Genomic DNA, 16,539 nt, shown 5'->3' with positions numbered 1-16,539 from the left:
CCGGCGGTGCCTCCACGGCGCCGCGAGCGACCGCTGGCCAGAAGCTTTCCATCATCTCGTAAGTGATGCGGCCCCACAGCATCGCCCCGCCCTCGCCCATGAGGCGGGTGAAGAACGCGTGCGTCTCGTCGTCAGCGATTCCTTCCTGGTGGTCGACGCAGCCGTCCAGGGTGATGTTGATGCTGAAGGTCAATAATCCCATGCAACGAGCCTACGCCCTACGCTCGAAAAGACGGAGGCCCTAGCCGACCGTCTTGAAGAGCGCGATGTCAGCGTCCTCGATCAGCAGGTTCTCGGTCCTCTCAGTGACCGTGCCGCCGCCCGGCGCTCGCTCCGATTGGGCTTGGCCGAACTGCCGGAGCCGGCGCCGTCGTCTGCCGAGCGGTTCACGGGCCGGACTGAGGGGGCGGTCGTTTCGGAGACGGGCTTTCTGGGGCTGGGCCCTCACGACACGCTCGCGCTGACCTGTGTGGTGCTGTCGAGGATGAGCAGCCGATGCGCCAAGCAGCCCTGAAGCGTATCCGGAAAACGCTGAGCAACGCGCGGGTCATGCCCATGATCATGCTCTCGCTCGCATGATTTCGCAGAGCTGCCCCACAACTCGTGTGCCTTATGTCACGAATTCGCGGCCTTGCATGTCGGAATGTGGAAGCAAATCGGACTCACGGATGCTTGCGATTAACCTGCGTTAAGGGCGTTATTCACCGTTATTTAAGCCTTGCAAACCAATATTTCTAATCGCACCCGCAATGCGAACTTCCTTGTGCGCGAACTTTCGATCGGCTTCTCATGTCGTGGAAATCGAAATCCCTAGCATCAGCTCTGATGCTGGGTGCCACTCTCACGTCCGTGCCGGCTGCAGAGGACGCGCTGGACAGGCACAAGGCACAGTATCGGCGGCCGACGACGATCCCCTTCCCTGCGAATGCCCCGTACTCGCCGCAGATGGCCACGCTGGGCAAGATGCTGTTCTTCGATCCGCGTCTGAGCGGCATGCAGCACATGAGCTGCGCCAGCTGCCACAATCCCTCCTTCGGCTTCGAAGTGCCCGTGCCCGGCGCGATCGGTGCGACCAACAAGCCGCTGCCGCGCAAGGCACCGACCGTGCTGAACGCGGCTTGGCTGCCCGTCCTGTTCTGGGATGGGAGGGCGCCGGACCTCGAGACCCAGGCTCAAGGGCCCATCACGGCCGATGTGGAGATGGACGGAAAGTTTCCGGAGATCGTGGCGCGGCTGAAGGGAATACCCGAATACAAAGCTTGGTTCGGCAAGCTGTTTCCTCGGGATGGGGTCACACAGGACAACCTTCTGACGGCAATCGCCACCTACGAGCGCACGGTAGTGTCGGGATGGGCGCCGTTCGATCGCTGGGTCGAGGGCGATACGAACGCCATCTCACCCGCCGCTCAGCGCGGCTTTGCCCTCTTCGACGGCAAGGCCGGCTGTTCGGGGTGTCATACGGGCTGGAACTTCACCGACAACAAATTTCACGACATCGGGATTCCCACGAAGGACATCGGCCGCGCCAAGTTCGATCCGGATGACCCGAAAGCGAAATTCGCTTTCAAGACACCGGGACTGCGCAACCTGACGTACCGCGCACCGTTCGGTCATGCGGGCCAGTTCGCCGATCTCGATGCGATCCTCACCTTCTACGAGACTGGCGGCATCGACAGACCCTCGAGATCGGCGCTCATGCAGCCGCTCGCTCTGAGCAAGGCGGAGCACGCGGACCTCGTCGAGTTCCTGAAGTCGCTCACGGCCGACAAGACAGAGACGGCCTTGCCGAACCTGCCGAACTGACGCGCTCGTTTTCCGTGAAGGAAGGCAAGGCCGCTGTCACAAGGCGGCTTCTCGATTGCTGTGGACTTACGCATGTCGATCAGAACCAAGATCCTGCTACCCCTGCTTGCCTTCGTGGTGCTCGCTGGCGCTCTCGCAGCAATGACTGCCCTGCGCAGCCACACGGCCTTCACGCAGCTCGCCTCGCTCGCGGGGCAGACGATCGATGCCGACGAGGCGAGCCGCGCGGCGCGGGACCGTTTCGAGGCCGGCGAGAAGCTGATCGCCCGGGTTCTCGCCATGACGGACTTCATCGACCCCAAGTCGATCGCCGCCGAGTTCGCTACCGCTGCCGGCGACGTCACCTCCAGCATCGCGCGCCTCGAGGCCGCTGCTGTCTCCAAGCGGATCCGCGAACTGGCGGGACAGGCGGAGGACGAGGCGAAGCGATGGCGGAGTGATGCGGAGATCCTTCTTGGTATCCGCACAGCGGTCGAGATCCCGACGGTCGAGTTGATGGCCCGCCACAGCACGCGTCTGCGGAAGAGCCTCGACGAGGCCGTGGCGCTCGCTGGAACCGAAGCCAAGTCTCAGATCTCCGAGGCCGGGGCGGCCCTCACGGCACAGATCTGGATGATTCTTGGCATCGCCGGAATCATATGCTTGCTCGGTGCGGGCGCGGCAGTGTGGCTCGCGCAGAGCCTCTCGAAGCCCCTCCTGCGGCTTGCCGATGATGCTGGCCGGCTCGCAGCCGGGGATGTGTCCGTGAGCCTTGATGCTCGGAAGCGCGGCGACGAGATCGGTGCGATGTTCGCAGCGGTGCAGGTATTCAAGGACAACCTGATCCGCACCCGCAAGCTGGAGGAGGAAACCGCCCTCGCGCGTGCCGGCGCCGAGGCACAGCGCAGGGCGGCGATGCGTGAGATGGCCGACCAGTTCGAGACAGCGGTGGGTGGCATCGTCGGCATGGTCACGTCGGCTGCCACTCAATTGCAGGCCACGGCCCGGAGCATGTCCGGCACGGCCGCCGCGACGGCCAGCCGTTCCACGGCTGTCGCGGGCGCGGCCGAGGTGGCTGCATCCAACGTCGGGACGGTGGCGGCTGCCGCCGAGGAACTCGGCTCCTCCGTGCAGGAGATCGGCCGGCAGGCCAATGGCTCGGCTTATCTTGCACAGGCCGCCGTGAACGAGGCGGCACAGACGGCCTCCCTCGTGCAGGAGCTGAATGGGGCGGTGTCCAAGATCGGCGACGTCGTGAACCTCATCACCGCGATCGCGGGGCAGACGAACCTGCTCGCGCTGAATGCCACCATTGAGGCGGCACGGGCCGGAGCAGCGGGCCGAGGCTTCGCGGTGGTTGCCGCCGAGGTGAAGGAACTCGCGACGCAGACCGCCAGGGCCACCGACGAGATCTCCGGTCAGATCTCCCGCATCCAGGGCTCGACGAGCCAGGCGGTAGCAGCCATCGGCGCGATCACGCAGCGCATTCAGGAGATCAGCGGCGTGGCGACGAACATCGCCGCGGCTGTCGAGGAGCAAGGCGCAGCGACGCAGGAGATCGTGCGCAATGTCTCGCAGGCTGCTGCCGGCACGGGTGAGGTCACGAGCAACATCGCAAGTGTAGCGGATGCGGCTGAGCAGACCGGTGAGGCCGCCTCTCAAGTGCTGACCTCGGCATCCGAGCTCTCGCGCCAGTCGGACTATCTCGGCGCCCAGGTCGCACGTTTCCTCGAGAGCGTTCGTGCCGCCTGAGTCAATGCGCGTGCTGGCTTCGAACCCGCCCTCTACGGGGCGGGTTCTCTTTAAGGGCAGCGCGCACTCGATACTGCATCCTGGATCGTCTACTCGGTCAGGCCGACGATGCTGGCTGGGTTAGAGGCTGCGAGCTTCAGCGCATTGCCGCCCGCGAGAGTGCCGGCGTCGACGGCGACCTGCAGTTGGCTGCGACGATGGACGATGCAGGCGTAGTCTGCGGCGCCACCCGCCATGCCGAGCAGCACGGTGGCGCTGAGCCCAAAGATGACGGCGACCGATCGCGCCGATTTCTCCGGAACTGCTCCCCGGCGCTGCGTGCGCGCTGTACGGCGGCCTGACAGCGACACCGCCTATACGAAATGCGACGCAGCACCATGATGTATCGACTGCCGGCCTGGTTTCTGATCCCTTTACGGCTGATGATAGAAGGATGGCAGTTAACGATTGCGCGCTGGCCGGCGTATTCGTGTGGCTCCAGCGAGAGTTAATCTATGTTTCTCCAGTCGATACGACTGCCCCCTGGGCAACGACATCTGGCCAGCGGCTCAGGAAGGCCTCGATAACCTTCACGTCGAAGTGGGTACCGGCTTTCTCCGCCAGGAAAGCACGTGCCGTCTCCGGCGCCCACGCCTCCTTACAGGGGCGCTCGGTCGTGAGCGCGTCGAACACGTCGGCCACCGCAACGCTCCAGCCGGACAGCGCGATCGCCTCCCCGCCGAGGCCGTGCGGATACTCTGTACAATCCCAGCGCTCGCGGTGGGTGCCGGCGATCTCGGCGGCGAGGTGCACGATCGGCGACGTGCCCCTCTCCAGGATTCGCTGGCCGCGCTCGGCGTGCCGCTCCATCTCGATGCGCTCTGCCTCCGTCAGCGGGCCCGGTTTCAGCAAGATGGCATCGGGTACTGCGATTTTTCACACAGCCCTGGAACCGCATTCGGCGCTGCGCGTTACGCGCGTGCGAGGCCCGAAATTGGCTCGCGGACATGGGCGCCGGCCACACGGTGTCCGGCGTCCCTTGTAGTCACGTTGCTCATCGGAGGATGTGGTTATGAGAACCTACGACGTTGCGCCCCTGTTTCGCTCGTCGGTCGGCTTCGACCGGCTGTTCGATCTCCTGACCCAGGCCGAGCGAGTCGAGCCCTCCGCCGCCTGGCCGCCCTACAACATCGAGAAGGTCGCCGAGGACGAGTACCGCATCACCATGGCGGTCGCCGGGTTCACGGCCGACGATATCGAGATCACCCAGCACGACACGGCGCTGTTGGTCGCCGGCCAGAGGACGGGACAGGACGGCGAGCACCAGTACCTGCACCGCGGAATCGCCGCCCGCACCTTCCGCCAGTCCTTCAATTTGGCCGAGCATGTGAAGGTCACGGGCGCCTCCCTAGAGAACGGCCTCCTCACGGTCGAGCTCAAGCGCGAGGTGCCGGAGGCGCTCAAGCCCCGCCGCATCGCCATCAGGGGTGATCAGGCCGCCGTCGGGCAGGACAATGCGCGTGCGCAGATCGAGGGCGACGCGAAGGCCGCCTGAGGTCAAACGCCTGGAATCGAGTGACGCTCTCACGCGGGTTCACGGACCCGCGCGGGAGCCCGTTTGCCCTCAACCATGCTGATGGAGACGAGAGCCATGAGTGTGAGAGATCTGATTCCCTGGGGCCGCAGCACGCATGCTCCCCTGCCGAGCCGGATGCGGGACGAGCCCGTGAGCCCCTTCCTGACGCTTCACCGCGAGATGAATCGCCTGTTCGACGACGTCTTCTCGGGCCTCGGAGGCGGTCTGCCCGGTCTCGCGACGCGCGGTCTCGGCTGGCCGAGCGTCGAGATGGTCGAGACCGAGCAGGGTCTGCGCGTCTCGGCCGAATTGCCCGGCCTCGAGGAGAAGGATGTCGAGCTCACGATCGACGACGGGGTCCTGACTCTGCGGGGCGAGAAGCGGGCCGAGACAACGGACAAGGAGCGCGGCTACACGGAGCGCTCCTACGGCCGCTTCGAGCGTGTCCTGGCCCTCCCGTTCGCGGTGGAGGAGGACAGTGTCGAGGCGTCGTTCCGGAATGGCGTGCTCAGCGTGACGCTCCCGCGCTCGGCCAAGGCGCCGGAGCGTGGGCGGCGCATCGCGATCAACGGCGGCACGCCGCCGGCGACGGCTCACTGACCGGGCGCCTGCCTCGATCAGGGAGCGACCGGAACGACCGAACGCATGACATGGCGGCCGGCGGGACCAGCCAGTGGCGCCGGCCGCCCCAGCCTTTGCTCACAGGAGGAGGGTTCCCATGCAGCAGTTCGAGACAACCATCGAGCGCCTCGGGCCGATGGCCGCCGCGACGCTCAGGGCGTCGGCCGTCGAGCCATTCGAGGCTTTCGTCGCGCCGGGCGACGTGTTCCGTCACCCGCGCGAGGTGCTGACCTACCCACACCTGTCACGCGCCGAGAAGCGCGCGATCCTGGCGTCCTGGGCCTCCGACGCCCGGGCGGTCGAATCCAGCCCGACCCTGCGCTGCCTGTCCGGCTGCCGGGCCGAGCCTGTGCCGCTCCACGAGGTGTTGGCCGCCCTGCAGGCGCTGGACGGGACCGCGGCGACGGGTGCGACCGACACGGCGCCGGATCGTGGCGCCCCGAAACGGAGCCGCCTCTTCCCGCGCGTGCTCACGCGGCGGACGCCGCGGAGCGGCACATCAGGCGTGCAGGTGCTGAACTGACGTGGGAGGCAGCGATGGCAATTGTCCACCTCAAGGATGGGCGCAGGCGGTCGGAGTGGCGCCGTCGCATTCACCGTGTCAGGTCGTCGCTTGACGCGAACCTGGCACTGTTCACGGATTGGCTCATCTCGGTCGCACTCTGCCTGGGTTTAGCCTTGGTCCTGCCGATGCCAAGCATGCCGGCCAGCCTCGCTGCCCTGCTGTCCCTGGCAGGCTTCGTCTGGCTCGGCCTCGCGATCGCGCGGGCCGAGCCGCCTATCGACAGCCCGCACCTGACGGCCTGGGACGCGGCGCTGCTCTCGTTCGCAGCCAGCTTCGGCGTGCAGGCCGCCGCGCATCTCGGCGCCTTCGGATCGTAATCACAACGCTGGATCGGGAGACCATCGTGCAGGAACAGATGATGGGCATCGGACACGATCGCCCGCTTTCGGAGGTCAATCCGGCGCACGAGCTCGCCGGTGCCCACGCGCGCATCAGGCGCCGCAAGCGGCCCGTCGAGACGGCGTGGAGCGCGCATGGGGACGATTGGATCCCGAGCTTCGAGCGGCGCACCCCACCCGAACTCGACGACCTGATGGGTTGGACCGGCGGTGACGACACGCTCGCAACGCAGGTGCAACTCACCTTTGCCACGCGAGCGCAGGCGGTGGCCTACGCAGAGCGCCAGAGTCTCGACGACATCGTCGAGGCAGATCCTGTGCCGATCGCTCCGTTGAAGCAGGTCCCACCGTGGCAATGGACTCGACGCCCTCGGGCTGCGTTCGGGCGCGGGTTAGGCGCTGCAGTCCGCAAATCCGATGAGGAGGGTTGTCACGCTGTGCAGCGAGCGCAGCTGCCGGATCTCGAGCGTGCCTTCGTCAACCCGGCTGCCGTCTTCCGCAGACCCGCAGACGTGCTCGATCATCCGCGCCTGATGCGAGGGTGCAAGCGCGAGATCCTCCGGCGTTGGGCCTGGGACGAGTACCTGAAAGAGATCGCGGCCGGGGAAGGCATGATCGAGGGCGAGCCCTCCCGCCTCGATGAGGTCAAGGTCGCCCTGTTGCGCCTCGGCGAGACGTGGCGGCCCAAGCCGTTCGCGCCGGCCGCGGCTGCTTCGGTCTTGCTGCAGGATGTGGAAGCGCTTGCCGCCTAGGCGAGGCGGTCATCGCGGAACGTCTCTCTTCGTCATCGGGCAGGCACCACTTGCGCCCACTCATGGGACAGATCGGCGAATGACCATGTCTGCAGAGGACGCGTGTCGGCAACGCTGGAGTCATTGACCTGAAACACCAGCGATCTCAAAACCAGCCAAGTTTAACGTTGGATTCGGCTGAGAATCCGCAGTGGCAGGCGCCCGGTGCAATGTAGAGCCTGGGCTGTCACACGTGTGATCTCATCGGCGACCGCTCATCAGTTTGTCTTTCCTGACCAACCTGGCATGTCGAGGAGGATTTGATGCTTGAGAATGCAGCTCGATCCATTCTTGTTCAGAGCTCGAATGTCGATTTGGGCGACGTGCTTCCTCGATACGCGAGGGCGAGCATTCTTCAGACTGTGCGCAAGTATTTCGGTCGCCTCGAGTCCAGCTCGGTCCACTTCAACCGGGAAGGTCCGCTGTACAAATGCACAGTCACCATCCAGGTCGGTACGCTGAAGACGATGAGCGGGGAGGCGCAGCTCAAGGACGCTTATGCCGCATTCCGGTCCGCTCTGGAGAAGGTCGCCAAGCAGCTTCGCAGAGCCAAGCGCGAGCTGCGGGAGGACAAGGCAACGCGGATCGACAAGGACATCGCTCTGGCTGAGAGGCCCATTCTCCGCCGCAAGGCGGCTCCTTCCGCTCGCCAGCCCGTACACGCGATCACGCACTTGGTGGAGGTTGTGCGCGAGGCCGCGCCAGTCGAACTCGATCAGGATAACGCCTATCGGATTGCAGCCGAGTAGTCGCTGAGCAGCGAGGTGGCAGCCGGCGCAGACACTCTGTTCTCGTGGCCGGCCTCCCCGAGCCGTGGCCGCTCTGCCGCAGATCATCTCTTGGCGACGGCCTCGACGGTCGTCGCCGAGGGGAGCCGTCCCCACCCGGGCCGGAAAGCCCTGCACCGGGCTCACTGTTGGAACCGCGCGTCCTTCGCCTGCCCCTCGTCCTTTCGCCTGCAAGGCCGGTTCCGGGCCAGCAGATGAGGTCAGCAACCCGCCGGGAAGCGGACCGTCCGAATAGCGCCCATTCTCGTCACACAAGCGAGCGGAGCAGCATCTCTGCAGCGGTCATTGCTGTGGACCGATTTAGGGATTGTCAACGTCATCGGCTCCTGTGTTGCCGTGATAAATTCGGCTGACGTCGGCGTCGACGCTCCCAGTGAGCCTACCTGGGTCGTCTGCGCCCTGTCACAGAGCTGACATGGGGCGCAACTGACCACACTCCTCGTGTTCGGATGGGGCTAGAGCCTGAATCTCGCCGCCGCGTCCCGAGCACATGCTTGGGCCGCACTGACCGTCTTAAGAACCGACTCGGCGGATCATCTGAAATGCGGCGCGGTCCGCACCGCGATCCTGCTTGCGCAGCCGGAGCAGCGAATACAAGAAGAGCCACGGCAAGTTGAACCTAATACCTGTACTAATCCGGATTAATGCATTAGTGATCCGAATGCATTAGCCGCTCAGCCCAATTGATCTCAGTTTATAAATCCTAAAAACTGCTCCAACAGATGGGGCGAATCATGAATTGCTCGGGCCAGTGCGCGAAACCTCTGCCCATTGCCGAGACGGCTTGGCCCGATGCCGAGCGGCAATCCTTCCTGCTCTATTGCGCGCGGACCGGCTGGCAGACCGCGCGGCGCTTCGAGGGCAAGTGGGTCGACTCGGCGACCCTGATGGAGGAGCTGTCGCCCACCCACATCCTGCCGGGCCTGCCGCTGACGGCGCCGCGGCACGCCGAGGCACCGTCCGACCGCGATACGCTCGCCTACGGAGCCTATTTCACCCGGGCACTCGACCGACTCCACGCGGAGAGCCGCTACCGGGTCTTCGTGGACATCGAGCGGGTCGCCGGCCATTTCCCGGAGGCGATCTGGCATGCACCTGGCGGGGTACGACCCGTCACGGTGTGGTGCTCGAATGACTATCTGGGAATGGGCCAGCATCCAGCGGTGGTCGAGGCGCTGATCTCGGCGGCGCAACGCAGCGGCGCCGGTGCGGGCGGAACCCGAAACATCTCGGGCAACAGCCACCCCGTCGTGACCCTTGAGGCGGAACTCGCTGATCTGCACGGCAAGGAGGCGGCCCTCGTCTTCAGCTCGGGCTACGTCTCGAACCAGGCAAGCCTCGCGACGATCGGGCGGCTGATCCCTGGCTGCCTGATGATCTCGGACGCGGACAACCACAACTCGATCATCGAGGGCATCCGCCAGTCCGGCTGCGAGAAGGCGATCTTCCGCCACAACGACCTCGCGGATCTCGAGTCGATCCTGAGCGCCGCGCAGGACCGGCCGAAGATTGTGATCTTCGAGAGCGTCTACTCGATGGACGGCGACGTCGCGCCTGTCGCCGCGATCACCCGGCTCGCCCGCCGCTACGGAGCAATGACCTATCTCGACGAGGTGCATGCGGTCGGGATGTACGGAGCCCGCGGCGCCGGCATCGCCGAGGCGCAGGGCGTGTCCGGTCTCATCGACATCCTCGAGGGAACGCTAGCGAAGGCGTACGGCGTGGTCGGCGGCTACATCGCGGCGAGCATCCCCATCGTCGACGCGATTCGGAGCTGCGCACCCGGCTTCATTTTCACCACGGCCCTGCCGCCCGCGACCGCGGCGGCAGCCTGCGCATCGATCCGCCACCTCAAGGGCTCGGACGCGGAGCGCTCGGCCCAGCGCCGCCAAGTGGCGGCAGTGAAGGAGGCTCTCGCCGCAGAGGGCCTTCCGGTCCTCGACAAGGGAACGCACATCGTGCCGCTCCTCGTGCGCGACGCGGCCGCCTGCAAGGCAGCGGCCGACCGGCTTCTTGACCGGCACGGGATCTACATCCAGCCGATCAACTATCCGACCGTGCCGCGGGGTCAGGAGCGGCTGCGCATCACCCCGACCCCGCTGCACACAGACGCGCAAATCGCGGCCTTGGTGCGGGCGCTCGCGGAGATCTGGACCGCCCTCGGTCTCGCGCGCGCCCCCGGTCGCGCGCCTTCTCTCTGACGGCTCTGGGAGCGACGACGATGCAACCGGTGCGCCTTGCCGCCTCGCTCGGGGCCGCCGTCCTGGCTGGCGGCGCCTTTCTTCACGGCAGCCGGCTGCCCACCCGCATGGAAGCCTTCGCCGCTCGCGGCGACCCGCCGGCGAGCGCAGCCACCGGATTGCAGAAACGCGGGCCGGAAATCCCGGTGCGCGCCGAGTTCGCCCGCGTGGAGCGCGTACCGCTCACCCGGATCGTCGTGGGCTGGGTCGAGCCCGTCTCGACGGTCAGGGTCAGGGCGCGGATCGAGGGCGAGATCGTCGAGCGCCTCGTGGAGGACGGCAGCGCGGTCGCGGAGGGCGACATCCTGTTCCGGATCGACGACAGCGAGATCCGCGCCGTCGTCGCCCGTGACGAAGCGGCGCTCGCGAAGGATCGCGCGACGCTCGCGCGTCTGGAGGCGGACCTCGGCCGGGCCCTCGAATTGCGGGCCCGGAGTGTCGCGACTCAGGTGCAGGTGGACCAGCTCACCGCGGAAACACGGGCCGCCGCAGCCACCGTCGCCGCCGCCGAGGCAACGCTCCGGGCCTCGCGGATCAAGCTCGGCTATACCGTGGTGCGGGCGCCGATCGCTGGCCGCGTTGGCGTCGTGCGCAATGCCCGCGGTGATCTCGTCGGACCGGCGGAAGGCCCGACCGCGGCGCTCCTCACCATCACGCCGATGAGCCCGCTCCAGGTAAGCCTCACGCTCCCGGAGCGCGACCTCGATGCCCTGCGCGCGGCAATGTCGGCACCCGGCGAGCGCCCCGCCATAGCGGTCTTCCTCGGCAACGCCGATCGCCCAGCGGCGACGGGCCGGGTCCGGTTCATCGATTCCGCGGTGGATTCAGCGACCGGCACGATCCTCGTCAAGGCCCGCGTGCCGAATGCGGACGGAGCGCTCTGGCCGGGCCAGTATGCGCGCCTGAGCCTCACGCTCGATGCGGGCTCGGACGCCGTGACGGTGCCCCTCGCCGCCCTCGTGCAGGACCGGGCCGGGACGGCCGTGTTCGTCGTCCGACCGGACGGCACGGCGGCGCGGCGCCCGGTCGAGCCCGCCGAGACGGTGGAGGGACGCGCTGTGATCCGCTCCGGCCTCGGCTCGGGCGAGCGCGTCGTCGTGGAGGGACAGGCGCGCCTATTCGAGGGCGCGTCGGTCGCAGTGGAGAGCCGCGCCATCGCTTCGGCCGGTGCCCAGGCTCTGCCATGAACATCGCGGCCCCTTTCGTCCGGCGCCCCGTCGCCGCCATCCTGCTAGGGCTTGCGCTCCTCTGCGCGGGTGCCCTTTCCTACCGTCTCCTACCGGTCGCGGCACTGCCCCGCGTGGACTTCCCCGTCATCCTCGTCTCGGCACAGCTTCCCGGCGCGAGCCCGGAGACGATGGCGGGCGCGGTCGCCACCCCGCTTATCCGCGAGTTCGCGGCGATCCCATCCCTGCAGACGATGAGCGCGGCGAACACCACCGGCACCAGTGCCATTACTCTGGAATTCGCGCTCCATCGCGACATTGGCGAAGCCGCCGCGGATGTTCAGGCGGCGCTGGCGCGGGCCCAGCGCCACCTGCCGGCGGAGATGCCGACCGCGCCGACCTACCGAAAGTTCAATCCGGCTGATGCGCCCGTCCTCCTCGTCGCGCTGACGAGCCGGAGCCTGCCTCTAGCCCGGCTCGACGGCATGGCTCGAACCATCCTGTTGCCTGCCTTGACCGGGGTGCCGGGCGTCGGGCAGGCCGTGCTGCACGGGAGCCAGAAACGGGCCGTACGCGTCCGCCTCGATCCACGGGCGCTGCTCGGCCGTGACCTCGGCCCGGACGCCGTCGAGCAGGCAATCCGCGCCGCAAACGCCCAGACGGCCGTCGGCACCCTGATCGACGGCGAGCGTCGGGCGGCGCTGAGCGCAGCCACCCAGTTCGAGGACGCCGCCGGCTTCCGGGACCTGATCGTGGCGACACGGGCCGGCCGGCCCTTGCGCCTCGGCGAGGTGGCCAGCGTTTTGGATTCGGTAGAGGACGACCAGTCGGGGAGCTGGCTCGATGGCGAGCCGGCCGTCGTCCTCGCCGTCCATCGCGAGGCGGGCTCAAGCGCAGTTGCGGTCTCGGACGCGGTGCGGCGGATGCTGCCGCGGCTCTGGGCCGACCTCGGCAGTGAAGCCGCCCTCACCATCGTTACCGACCATTCGGTCGGGATCCGCGAGGGCGTCGCCGACGTGCTGACGACGCTCGTCGCCACGAGCGTGCTCGTGGTTCTGGTGATCCATCTCTTCGGCGGCGGGCTCGGCACCACCCTGATCGCGGGCCTCACCGTGCCGCTGTCGGTCGCCGGGACCTTCGGGGCGATGCTGCTCCTCGGGTACTCGCTCAATGCGATCACGCTGCTGGCGCTCACCCTCTCGGTCGGGCTCGTGGTTGATGATGCGATCGTCATGCTGGAGGGTTTCCAGCATCACCGCGAGTCCGGCCTTCGCCCGGTTGAGGCGGCGTTGCGCGGAGCTCGCGAGATGGGCTTCACCATCGTCTCGGTGACCGTGTCACTGATCGCGGCCTTCATCCCCGTCCTGTTCATGGACGGGATCGTGGGGCGGATCTTCCACGAATTTGCCGTCACCGTCTGCGTCGCGCTGGCGCTGTCGGCCCTCATCTCGCTGACCCTGACGCCGGCGCTTGCCGGCCTGCTACCCGGCTGTGCTCAACCACGGGACACCGGAGCGCGGCGCGCCTTCGCGCGGGTGCTCGCGCTCTACGGCCGGAGCCTGGATTGGTCGCTGCGTCACCGGGCTCTTGTCGTCCTCCTGTTCCTCGCGACCCTCGGCGGGACAGGCGCGCTGGCGCGGACGATCCCGCGGGGGTTCTTCCCGCAGGAGGATCTGAGTCTCGTCACGGTCTCGACCGAGGCGCGGCCCGACATCGCCTTCCCGGCGATGGCCGCCCTCCAGGCACGAGTGGATGCGGTGCTGCGCGCCGCGCCCTACGTCGCCCACGTGGTCTCCAGCATCGGAGGGCCGGCGGGCAATGGTGGGGGCGTGAACCAGGCGCGCGTCTTCGTGGAGCTGAAGCCGAGGCCGGAGCGCGCGGGCCTCGACACCGTCCTGGCGGACCTGCGACGAAGCCTAGACGCCATCCCCGGCATCGCGAGCCTCGTGACGCCCTACCAGACTCTGCGCGGCGGTCGGCAGGGGCGCAGCCAGTACCAGTTTGCCGTGCAGGGGCCGGACCTCGAGGAGATCGGCCGCTGGTCGAACCACCTTGCCGCGGCGATGAGCCGGGATCCGCACTTCGTCGGCGTCACTACAGACCTGCGAGACGCTGTCCCTCAGGTCACCCTTCGGATCGACCGCGACAAGGCCCGCCTCCTCGGCATCGGGACCGATCAGCTCCGCTCCGCGCTCAATCTCGGCTTCGGGCCGCGCCAGGTCGCGACAATCCAGACGGGCTCGGACATCCACCCAGTCCTCATCGAGTTCGCGAGCTCGCGAAACGGCCAACCCGCGGACCTCGACGCGATCCGTCTGCGCGCGGCCGGCGGTGCGCTCGTGCCGCTCTCGGCCTTCGCGCGGGCTGAGCCCGGCCTCGGCCTCCAGTCCGTCAACCAGATCGGGCTCTTTCCCGGTGTCACCGTCTCGTTTGACCTGGCGCGGGGCGTCTCCCTCGGTGAGGCCGTCTCACGCATCGAGGCGCTCCGTGCGGAAGCCGAGCTGCCCGCCTCCGTGACGGTCACCTTCCTCGGCACCGCCCGCACCTTCCAGGAGAGCGCCGGCAGCCAGGGACTGCTCGTTCTCGCGGCCCTGCTCGCGGTCTACGTGATCCTGGGCGTTCTCTACGAGAGCCTGTCCCATCCCCTGACGATCCTGGCGGGGCTGCCGGCGGCCGCCTGCGGCGCGCTGCTCGCCCTCGCCTGGGCCGGGCTGAGCCTCGACCTGACGGGCATGATCGGGATCCTGCTGCTGATCGGTGTCGTAAAGAAGAACGCGATCATGGTGGTCGACGTCGCCCTGACGCGCCTCCAGGCGGGTGAGGCACCCGCCGCAGCCATCCGGGAAGCTTCCCTGCAGCGTTTCCGGCCGATCGTTATGACGAGCCTCGTCGCCATCGTCGGTGCCCTGCCGCTGGCCTACGGCTTCGGTGCCAGTCCAGAGATGCGCCAGCCCCTCGGGATCGCGGTTGTCGGGGGGTTGCTCCTGTCGCAGATGCTCACCCTGTACGTGACGCCGGTCCTGTTTCTATGCATTCAGGGGGCAGCGGACTCGCTTGCGGGGCTCGTCCAACGCGCGGTCGCACTCCGCCCGTCCAGAAGCGTGTCCCCCTCGGCCGATGGCTGACGGATTCGAGCCGCGCCTCTGACGAATCGGCATTTTGGGCCGAGCCCTCGGCCAGACTAATCGCATCGCTGATTCGCTCTCCGAGCAACACGCCGAACGCTCGGAGGCCAGCGGGTTGCTCGGGCGGACGCGTCAGGCCGCTTCGCTATCGTCTGCGTCGAGGATGCCTCCTAGGCCGCCGGCCAGGGCGTCGAGCTGTTCCGGCTTTGCCTTGAGCTTGAGCGTCGTGCCGTCCTGCGCCTCGATCGCGGTCTCGACGTGATCCTCGACGCGTGTTCAGCGAGTCGCAGTGGAACCCGCTGAAGCTGCCGGCAGAGGGGGATGACGACTGAGAACAGCCGTCGATCCCAATCAATGACCTGTGTCGTTGCAAAATGCCCCTTCATTCCCCTACGGGCATACGCTGAACGGGACGCAATGGTCAGCTGTCGAGGTCTCTCCTTGGGCAGGAGGGGAGACCATCGCCGCATGTGAAGTCGGTGGGCTAGTCAGAATCACCGACCAGAACGCGGCGGTGGCCAGCGCAAGTGCGCCGATGATCATGGTAATGTTTCGCACGGCCTGACCTCCATGTTTTGCTCAGAGGGGAGGTCCACTGAGCACCCGGCCGTCATGCTGGAATGTGCGATTGGCGGCGTTGTTAAGCCTCCTGCTTCCGAGTGTGTCTTCAGCGTCACCGCTCGAGGCTGATCTCTGCCGCTCGCACAGGCAAAGCCTCTGGGTCACTGCCCGCGCTTCAATCCGGAGCACGCCAGCAACTCGCACGATGACATCTGCGGCACCCAGCACACTCTGAGGGTGTTCGCATCTACACTGCTATCTATTCATCAGAAGCCACATGCAGTCCCAAAAAATATCAGTACAAATCAGATATTATACGTACAATATTTACCCTAAGGCAAACAAGCTGCAAAAAATGGTATTAGACTAGAAATTATGCCTTTGCATTCATTGCTTATCTCGACGATGCGCCGCCGGCATGCCAGCCGTCATAGGCAAAAATGCTCAGAAGCGAGCGTTGAGCTTGCCACCTGTCTGCAAGGTTGGCTGATCTAGCCAGCCCTCATGACACGAGCCGTACTCGCGACCGCCCATCAGGGTCACGATACGAGCAACTACGCGAACGGCAATCTCGCTGCGCTCCGCCAGGGATGCTTCATGATCCAGGGCCGATCGGCGCATCGACTGAGGCGGTGGACACGCTATTCAACAGCCTGGCTGATTAAGCCCTCACGCAAACGCATCGCGAGATCCCGTGAACTGCTGAACCGAACTAAGCCGCTGGTGATCGCGAAGCCCACCGACAGTTTCTGCCAAGAGCGTTTCTTACCTCGACGCCTGTACGGACTTGGTGATGAACTCTGGGCATTTTGAAGCAGATTTGCCTTCTGTGCGTTAGTGTTGGGAAGCGATCGATGCTGGCCCAAGCGATCGAGCGCTTTTCTATGGGTGCGACGCCGATGAGCGATGCGCATGGCCGGAACGGCAGACCCATTGTCCTGAAGCCCTGGCTCCAGGTCCTGATCGTCTTGGTGCTCCTAGCCGGTGTGGGCGGGACAGTCTGGTATCAGCGCTCGACCGGAGCGACAGCGGCCCCGTCGACGGCACTGATCGCCGCGCCCGCGGCCCTCGTTCAGCCTTCTCGGCGGGACTTCGCGCTCACGGAGCGGCAACTCGCAACGCTCACGACGGCGAGTGTGGAGCACAGTTTCTTCTATGAAGAGATTGTCACCGAAGGGAAGATCAGCGTCGACGAGTACAGGGCGACACCGATCTTCTCGCCTTATCCGGGGCGTGTCGTCGCGATCTTCGGGCA

12 protein-coding genes and 3 pseudogenes are annotated in these 16,539 nt (G+C 66.5%); 12 read left to right on the top strand and 3 right to left on the bottom strand.

Features of this window, described 5'->3' with window-relative positions; translation table 11 throughout:
• Positions 1-202 (bottom strand): annotated as a pseudogene (locus J2X36_RS26035) (deaminase); the annotation flags it as partial.
• Between the two features lie 623 nt (positions 203-825).
• Here J2X36_RS26035 and J2X36_RS26030 point away from each other — a divergent pair.
• Positions 826-1,803, top strand: a complete 978-nt coding sequence (locus J2X36_RS26030; protein ID WP_310355033.1) for a cytochrome c peroxidase — start codon at positions 826-828, stop codon at positions 1,801-1,803.
• Positions 1,804-1,875: 72 nt separating this feature from the next.
• On the top strand, positions 1,876-3,534 hold the full coding sequence (locus J2X36_RS26025) for a methyl-accepting chemotaxis protein (protein ID WP_310355031.1): 1,659 nt from the start codon (positions 1,876-1,878) through the stop codon (positions 3,532-3,534).
• Positions 3,535-3,623: 89 nt separating this feature from the next.
• Here the strand turns inward: J2X36_RS26025 and J2X36_RS26960 are convergent, their stop codons facing one another.
• Entirely contained in the window at positions 3,624-3,884 is a 261-nt protein-coding gene (locus J2X36_RS26960; RefSeq protein WP_405029864.1) for a TadE/TadG family type IV pilus assembly protein, read from the bottom strand.
• A gap of 142 nt (positions 3,885-4,026) precedes the next feature.
• Positions 4,027-4,449, bottom strand: a pseudogene (locus tag J2X36_RS26015) (HD-GYP domain-containing protein); the annotation flags it as partial.
• 136 nt (positions 4,450-4,585) lie between these two features.
• Between J2X36_RS26015 and J2X36_RS26010 the strand changes: the two are divergent.
• From J2X36_RS26010 to J2X36_RS25965, 10 genes and pseudogenes are all read left to right on the top strand, one after another.
• Positions 4,586-5,068, top strand: coding sequence for an Hsp20 family protein (locus tag J2X36_RS26010; protein ID WP_310355027.1), 483 nt, complete (start codon positions 4,586-4,588; stop codon positions 5,066-5,068).
• Between the two features lie 96 nt (positions 5,069-5,164).
• Positions 5,165-5,689: an Hsp20/alpha crystallin family protein gene (locus tag J2X36_RS26005; RefSeq protein ID WP_310355026.1), complete on the top strand. Its 525-nt coding sequence runs from the start codon at positions 5,165-5,167 to the stop codon at positions 5,687-5,689.
• A gap of 118 nt (positions 5,690-5,807) precedes the next feature.
• Positions 5,808-6,233 (top strand): hypothetical protein, encoded by a 426-nt coding sequence (locus J2X36_RS26000; RefSeq protein WP_310355025.1) that lies wholly within the window; start codon positions 5,808-5,810, stop codon positions 6,231-6,233.
• A 176-nt stretch (positions 6,234-6,409) separates the two neighbouring features.
• A complete protein-coding gene (locus J2X36_RS25995; RefSeq protein ID WP_310355023.1) occupies positions 6,410-6,592 on the top strand; it encodes a hypothetical protein in 183 nt (60 codons plus the stop codon).
• A gap of 26 nt (positions 6,593-6,618) precedes the next feature.
• A complete protein-coding gene (locus J2X36_RS25990) occupies positions 6,619-7,365 on the top strand; it encodes an NADH dehydrogenase ubiquinone Fe-S protein 4 (RefSeq protein WP_310355020.1) in 747 nt (248 codons plus the stop codon).
• Between the two features lie 302 nt (positions 7,366-7,667).
• Complete coding sequence (gene hpf / locus J2X36_RS25985; RefSeq protein WP_310355018.1) at positions 7,668-8,153, top strand: ribosome hibernation-promoting factor, HPF/YfiA family; 486 nt, start codon at positions 7,668-7,670, stop codon at positions 8,151-8,153.
• 926 nt (positions 8,154-9,079) lie between these two features.
• Positions 9,080-10,393: a 5-aminolevulinate synthase gene (hemA, locus tag J2X36_RS25980; protein ID WP_405029865.1), complete on the top strand. Its 1,314-nt coding sequence runs from the start codon at positions 9,080-9,082 to the stop codon at positions 10,391-10,393.
• Between the two features lie 20 nt (positions 10,394-10,413).
• Complete coding sequence (locus tag J2X36_RS25975) at positions 10,414-11,619, top strand: efflux RND transporter periplasmic adaptor subunit (RefSeq protein WP_310355007.1); 1,206 nt, start codon at positions 10,414-10,416, stop codon at positions 11,617-11,619.
• Positions 11,616-14,723, top strand: a complete 3,108-nt coding sequence (locus tag J2X36_RS25970; protein ID WP_310355005.1) for an efflux RND transporter permease subunit — start codon at positions 11,616-11,618, stop codon at positions 14,721-14,723. The genes J2X36_RS25975 and J2X36_RS25970 overlap by 4 nt, the downstream gene beginning before the upstream one ends.
• Positions 14,724-16,138: 1,415 nt before the next feature.
• Positions 16,139-16,539: pseudogene (locus tag J2X36_RS25965) on the top strand (hypothetical protein); the annotation flags it as partial.

The organism is Methylobacterium sp. BE186 (assembly GCF_031457035.1).
GTDB classification, from domain to species: domain Bacteria; phylum Pseudomonadota; class Alphaproteobacteria; order Rhizobiales; family Beijerinckiaceae; genus Methylobacterium; species Methylobacterium segetis.
The sequence above is the reverse complement of the archived record's forward strand: the minus strand, read 5'-3'. Positions and strand labels throughout refer to the sequence as shown.